The organism is Thermomonas sp. (assembly GCF_041905325.1).
Taxonomy (GTDB): domain Bacteria; phylum Pseudomonadota; class Gammaproteobacteria; order Xanthomonadales; family Xanthomonadaceae; genus Thermomonas.
Window position 1 is genome coordinate 138,007 of sequence record NZ_JAYRLK010000006.1, and the last position, 6,416, is coordinate 144,422.

At 68.3% G+C, this 6,416-nt stretch carries 6 protein-coding genes; 1 reads left to right on the forward strand and 5 read right to left on the reverse strand.

Going from position 1 to position 6,416, the window contains the following annotated elements:
* Positions 1-9 precede the first annotated feature (9 nt).
* The 5 genes from ribD to ACE3OK_RS08670 are packed head-to-tail and all read right to left on the reverse strand — an operon-like array spanning position 10 to position 5,181.
* Positions 10-1,113 carry a bifunctional diaminohydroxyphosphoribosylaminopyrimidine deaminase/5-amino-6-(5-phosphoribosylamino)uracil reductase RibD gene (gene ribD / locus ACE3OK_RS08650; protein ID WP_374249131.1) on the reverse strand — a complete coding sequence of 368 codons (1,104 nt, stop codon included), beginning with the start codon at positions 1,111-1,113 and terminating at the stop codon, positions 10-12.
* Positions 1,100-2,188, reverse strand: coding sequence for a hypothetical protein (locus ACE3OK_RS08655; protein WP_374249132.1), 1,089 nt, complete (start codon positions 2,186-2,188; stop codon positions 1,100-1,102). Before ACE3OK_RS08655 ends, ribD begins: the two co-directional genes overlap by 14 nt.
* A complete protein-coding gene (gene nrdR, locus ACE3OK_RS08660; protein ID WP_374249133.1) occupies positions 2,185-2,709 on the reverse strand; it encodes a transcriptional regulator NrdR in 525 nt (174 codons plus the stop codon). The genes ACE3OK_RS08655 and nrdR overlap by 4 nt, the downstream gene beginning before the upstream one ends.
* A 25-nt stretch (positions 2,710-2,734) precedes the next feature.
* Positions 2,735-4,003 carry a serine hydroxymethyltransferase gene (gene glyA / locus ACE3OK_RS08665; protein WP_374249134.1) on the reverse strand — a complete coding sequence of 423 codons (1,269 nt, stop codon included), beginning with the start codon at positions 4,001-4,003 and terminating at the stop codon, positions 2,735-2,737.
* 41 nt (positions 4,004-4,044) lie between these two features.
* A complete protein-coding gene (locus tag ACE3OK_RS08670) occupies positions 4,045-5,181 on the reverse strand; it encodes a DUF1176 domain-containing protein (RefSeq protein ID WP_374249135.1) in 1,137 nt (378 codons plus the stop codon).
* 159 nt (positions 5,182-5,340) lie between these two features.
* Here ACE3OK_RS08670 and ACE3OK_RS08675 point away from each other — a divergent pair, with 159 nt between their 5' ends.
* A complete protein-coding gene (locus ACE3OK_RS08675; RefSeq protein ID WP_374249136.1) occupies positions 5,341-6,315 on the forward strand; it encodes a YeiH family protein in 975 nt (324 codons plus the stop codon).
* Positions 6,316-6,416: the final 101 nt, after the last annotated feature.

Consider the following 6,416-nt stretch of genomic DNA (forward strand, 5'->3'; position numbering starts at 1 on the left):
CCGCGCCGTTCAGCCAGCGGCGCGCAGCAGCAGGCGCAGGTCGACACCAACGCTGCGCGATTCGACCAGTCGCAGCTGCAGGCGCTCGGCCATGGCCTCGATGCCGAGCCCGCCGAACAGCGGGCGGGCCTGGTCGCCGAGGATCACTGGGGCGACGTAGAGCAGCAGTTCGTCGACCAGACCGGCAGCGAGAAAGGCCCCGGCCAGAGTCGCCCCCGCCTCCAGCTGCACCTCGTTGATGCTGCGTGCAGCCAGCAGGCGCAGCACCGCGTCGAGGTCGAAATGGCTGCCCTGTACCGGCACCGCCGCATGTTCGATCTCCAACCCGCGCGGCAGCTTGGCATCCGCCGCGTGCAGATAGAGCGTGGGCGCATCGCCCTCGCGCACGCGGCCGCGCGCCACCGTGGCCAGCCCGGGGTCCAGCACCACCCGCAGGGGCGGCACGAACTCGCTGCCGTCATCCAGCCGCACGGTCAGCTGTGGGTCGTCGGCCAGCACCGTGCCGGCCCCGGTCAGCAGCGCGCCGCTGCGCGCGCGCCAGCGCTGCACGTCCTGCCGCGAGGCCTCGCCACTGATCCATTTGGAATCGCCGTTGGCCAGCGCGGTGCGGCCGTCCAGGCTCATCGCCAGCTTGACCCGCAGCCACGGCCGGCCGCGCTCCATGCGCGACAGAAAACCGCGGTTAAGCTCGCGCGCCTGCGCTTCCATCAAACCGTGCTCGACCGCGATCCCCGCTGCACGCAACTTCTCGAAGCCGGCGCCATCCACCTGCGGAAACGGGTCGCGCATCGCCGCCACCACCCGCCCTACGCCGGCCGCGATCAGTGCATCCGCACACGGCGGCGTGCTGCCGTGATGCGCGCAGGGCTCCAGGGTCACGTAGGCGGTTGCCCCCTTCGCACGGTCACCGGCAGCCTGCAGCGCAAACACCTCGGCGTGCGGTCCGCCCTTGCGCCGGTGCCAGCCCTCGCCGACCACCGTCTCGCCCTGCGCAATCACGCAGCCGACCATCGGGTTCGGTTGGGTGGTGAACGCGCCACGTTCGGCCAGGCGCAGAGAACACGCCATCAGGGCATGGTCGGTGGCGGAGAAACCGGCCTCAGTGACGGACATAGCGGCCCTGCTCGTCGCCATCGGGCCAGGTCGGCACCAGCGCGTCGCCGTCCACCCGCAATTCCATTCGGGTGAAGGCAGGCTTGGCCAGCACCGTGCTATCGAGTGCGATATCCAACAGATCCCCGCGCACGGCCTGCGCTTCGAACGGCCAAGTCCGCGGGACCGCCGGCTCGCCGTGATCCGCGGCAAACCCTAGCACGACCCTGCGCAGGTGGGCGCCCGCCCGCGGCCGCAGCAGGGCCCAGCCACCGCGGTTGGTGACCCGCGTCTCACGATGACCGTCGGAAAATTCGAAGTCGACCCGGATCCCGGAGTAGCGCAGGCCCGCTTCCGGATCCCCGACCCTCACCCCCAGGCCCTGCCCCGGACCCGTGCTGATCGTGCCGTCCGACTCGTACGCCGGTGGCAGGTTGCAGGCCGCTGGCAAGCTTGGCTCCGGCAGCTGCGGCCACGCCAGGCCGGCGACGGCATGCGCATCCCGCGCCTGCGCCAGCTGACCGCGATAGGTTTCCATCGCCGCAACCGCCGACGCCATCGCTGCTGCATCCGCACCCTCGGCCATGGCCGCCGCAGCCGCCGTCTCGACCTCCGCGCGCGCGCGCGCCAGCGCGGTCAAACCGGCCTGCGCCGCCTGTATCAGCGCCGCCTTCGACGGCGTGGCCGCATTCACTACCGCCGGCGCGGACGCCGCATCTTCCACCGCCAGCAGCGGGCAGCGCGCCAGCACCAGATCCAACATCCGGTCCGCCTCCAGCTTGCGCAGCCGTTCTTCAGCTGCCGCATCCCAGGCCACCGCCCCGAGCAGGCGGAACGGTGCCCTGTCCGCCGGCGCCGGGTCGGTGGTCAACAGCACCCGATCATCACGCAGGGCCCAGCGGCCGCGCGCCGTCTGATCCAGCGCGCCGTAGGCCAGACCCCATTCAAAGCGCCCGTCCGCGTGCAGGACCAGCTCTGAACCGACCTCACGGACGCCCTCCAGGTAATAGTGCCCGCCAGGCCCGGCTGCCGCGGCCAGACCCGCGACCAACGCCAGCCCGACCAAGACCGTGGAGCGCCATGGCAAACGCATCATTTCACCTTCCTGCTGTCCCGAGTTTTGCCGGCAAGCTCCGGGAACAACGGCCCGATGCCTCCGGTTACGTGTTCGCGCTCCAGCCGGTCGAGTTCTTCACGGAAATCGGCCACGTCCTCGAAGCTGCGATACACCGAAGCAAAGCGCACATATCCCACATGGTCGAGCTTGCGCAGCTCGGCCATCACGAACTCGCCAATCTTGCGCGCCGGCAATTCGCGCTCGGCGGTCATCCGCAACTGGTGAACCACCGCGCGCACCGCCGCTTCCACCTGTTCCTCCGACACCGGGCGTTTTTGCAGCGCGCGGTCGAAGCCCACCCGCAGCTTGCGCGCGTCGAAGGCTTCACGGCGACCGTCGGATTTGACGATCACCGGGAGTTTCAGCTCGATGGTTTCCAGCGTCGAAAACCGCTCGCCGCAGGCTTCGCAGCCACGGCGGCGGCGGATGGTGGCGCCATCCTCACTGACCCGCGAATCGATCACGCGGGTGTCGCTGTGCTGACAGAACGGGCAGTGCATGCGCTAGCCCCCCGTCCGCCGGGCCTCAGCCATACACCGGGAACTGCTTGCACTGCTTCTCGACATTGGCCCGCACGCCGGCAATCACGTTGTCGTCGTTCGGGTTGTCCAGCACGTCGCAGATCCACTCGGCCAGCGCCACGCAGTCGGCTTCCTTGTAGCCGCGGGTGGTCACCGCAGGCGTGCCGATGCGCAGACCGGATGTGACAAACGGCTTGCGCGGATCGTTCGGCACGGAATTCTTGTTGACGGTGATGTGCGCCTTGCCCAGCGCTTCCTCAGCCTGCTTGCCGGACACATCCTTGCCGATCATGTCCACCAGCATCAGGTGGTTTTCGGTGCCGCCGGAAACGATCTTGTAGCCGCGCGAAATGATGACTTTGGCCATCGCCTGCGCGTTCTTCACCACCTGCTGCTGGTATTCCTTGAATGCCGGGTCAAGCGCTTCCTTGAACGCTACCGCCTTGGCCGCGATCACGTGCATCAGCGGGCCGCCCTGGATGCCGGGGAACACGATGGATTGCAGCTTCTTCTGGATGTCCTCGGCGGCATCGCCCATCGCCGCATGGCTGGCGATGATGATGCCGCCACGCGGGCCGCGCAGGGTCTTGTGGGTGGTGGAGGTCACCACATGCGCATGCGGCACCGGGCTGGGATACACGCCGGCAGCCACCAGGCCCGCCACGTGCGCCATGTCCACGAACAGATACGCGCCCACCTTGTCGGCAATCGCACGGAAGCGCGCCCAGTCCACCACCTGCGAATAGGCGGAGAAGCCAGCCACCACCATCTTCGGCTTGTGCTCCAGCGCGAGGCGCTCCACTTCGTCGTAGTCGATCAGGCCGGCGTCGTTCACCCCGTACTGCACGGCGTTGAACAGCTTGCCCGAAGCATTGACCTTGGCGCCGTGGGTCAGGTGGCCACCGTGCGCCAGCGACATGCCCAAAATGGTGTCACCCGGCTGCAGCAGGGCGAAGTACACCGCTTGGTTGGCCTGGCTGCCGCTATGCGGCTGCACATTGGCGTAGTCGGCGTTGTAGAGCTGCTTCAGGCGGTCGATGGCCAGCTGTTCGGCAATATCCACATATTCGCAACCGCCGTAGTAACGCTTGCCCGGATAGCCTTCCGCGTACTTGTTGGTGAGCTGGCTGCCCTGCGCTTCCATCACCCGCGGGCTGGTGTAATTCTCGGAGGCGATCAACTCGACGTGGTCCTCTTGACGACGGACTTCATGGGCGATGGCCTGGGCCAGTTCGGGATCGAAAGCGGCAAGCGTGTCGGCGCGGGAGAACATCGGGCGGCTCCGGAAATGGGGGGACGTGGGGGAGTGCAATTCTAACGGGTTCGCCTTGCCGGCACCGGCTTGGCCGCCTTGCCCGCGCCTTCGCGCGCCGACTGGCGCACCTCCGTCACCAGGGTAGGCAGCGACCAGGCGCCGCCTGCGGTCACCATCCGGCACATGCCATCCCCGCTGGAATCGGTATGCACGAAGGCCCGTCCATCCCAGTTCCAGGCGTCACTCCAGGCACAGTCGGCAATCCCACGTCCCTTCTGGAATGACGTGATGGTGCCGGCACCGTCGTACTCGCTGCCGCTGTCGGTGACTTGCACGGGCGGTTTTCCGCCGCCCACCACCCAGTAGCCGTAGCCCGCGTTGTAGGGCGCCAGCCAGCAGCGCACTTCCACCAGTTGCTGGGTGGAGGACAGCGGCCAGACGGTCAGGGTGCCGGCATCCGGATCGTCCTTGTCCGCGATCGCAGTCAGTGCCTCGCAGTCCTGCCCCTTGCCCAGACTCTTGCGCAGCGTGGCGCGCATGGCATCGGCCTGCGCCGGTGTCAGCACCGTGCCCGACGCCGTTTTCGGTACCGCTGCGGCCAGCACCACCGGAGCCGGCAACGGCGGCAACACCGAGGCTTCATCGCGCTTGCCGCGTCGTACCAGCGCGCCGGGCGTACCCAGCCGCCCTTGCGTCTCGTCCATCTTCAGCAGAACTGCCGTGGCGCCGGCCGTCGACAGCACCCAAGTCGCCTTGCCGCTTTTCCATTCGATCCGGCCATTGCCGCCCAGCGCTGGCAGCAGCGCCGCCACCAACGCTGTCGGCAGCTCTGCGACAAGACGCTGTTTGTCCACCGTTACCGTCCCCGCCGGTTTGCCGGCCAGCCACAACACCAACGGAATCTTGTCCGGCAGGGCTTGCACCCGTGTCACGTCCTCGTCGCTGCCATCGCCCAATTGCAGCTGCACTGTGACCGCCGTCGCCGGCCCCGCTGCCCGGGTCAGCAAGATCGACACCGCATGCACGTCGTCCTCCTCCTGGAACCCGGCGGCGCGGCAGGTGCGGGTGTTGTCGCAGACCAGCTCCCAGTCCTTGTGGCTGAACATCCCGTCGTCGCCCGCCTGCACGTCCGACGGCAGCGCCAGCAACGACGCCAGCACCAGCGCACACCCCACGGCCCAATGCACCCTGCGCATCGCCACTCCTTACGCTCCGGGCAATCTTGCCCAGTTGCTATAATCCGCCAATGCGCCGCTGTCACATGCGGTACCGCCACGCGGATCGCTCGCCATGCCCGCTCCCTGCTCCACCCGGCTGCGAACCTGATGGCGACTGCATCTACTGCCGGGAACCGCATGCCCGGCCTGCTACTGGCCACCGCCGTGGCGCTGCCGGCCTGGGCACTGGGTCTGGTTCTGCCTTTGCTGGGTGGCGCAGTGCTGGCGATCCTGCTGGGCCTCGGGCTGCGGCTGAGCTGGATGCCACCGGTGCGGTGTCAGCCAGGACTGCAGTTCACCGGCAAATCCGTGCTGCAGCTCTCGATCATCCTTCTGGGCTTCGGCCTCGATCTGGGCCAGGTGTCGCGGGTCGGACTGGGTTCGCTGGGGGTCACCATCACCACCCTGGCGCTGGCCCTTCTTGCAGCATGGGGACTGGGTCGCGCCCTGAGAATCCCGGCGAAATTGGCGTTACTGGTGGGTGTGGGCACCGCCATCTGCGGGGCATCGGCGATCGCTGCGGTCGCGCCGATCATTCGCTCCGACGGGCACGACACCGCGTTCGCGCTGTCCACCATCTTCCTGTTCAACGTGGTCGCGGTGCTGGTGTTCCCGCCGCTGGGGCATCTGCTGCAGATGAGCGATGCGCAATTCGGCCTGTGGGCCGGCACCGCGATCAATGACACATCCTCGGTGGTCGCTGCCGGCTATGCCTACAGCCACCACGCCGGCGACTACGCCACCATCGTCAAGCTGACCCGCGCCACCCTGATCCTCCCGGTCTGCCTGTTGCTGGCCGCGGCAATGGCCTGGCAGGCGCGCCGGCAACACGCATCCCCCGGCCAGCCCCCTGCCGGGCTGGGCAAGGCGATGCCGTGGTTCATCGTGGGCTTTGTGCTGGCAGCGGCCTTGCGCAGCAGCGGCTGGTTGCCCGCCCCCCTGCAAAACGGGCTACACGCGGCAGGCGGCTTGGCAATGGTGCTGGCCCTGGCCGCCATCGGCCTGAGCGCCGATCTGCGCCAGATGCGCGCCACCGGGTCGCGCCCGATCCTGCTGGGGCTGGGGGTTTGGGCAGCCGTCACCACCGGAAGCCTGTTGCTGCAAGCGCTATAATCGGCGGTTCCCGAATCACCCCCGCGGGGGGGCCCCGGGGTGGGGGGGGCCCGCGGGCCCCCCGCGCGCGCCGTTGCGCGCCCTAAAACAAAAACCACACA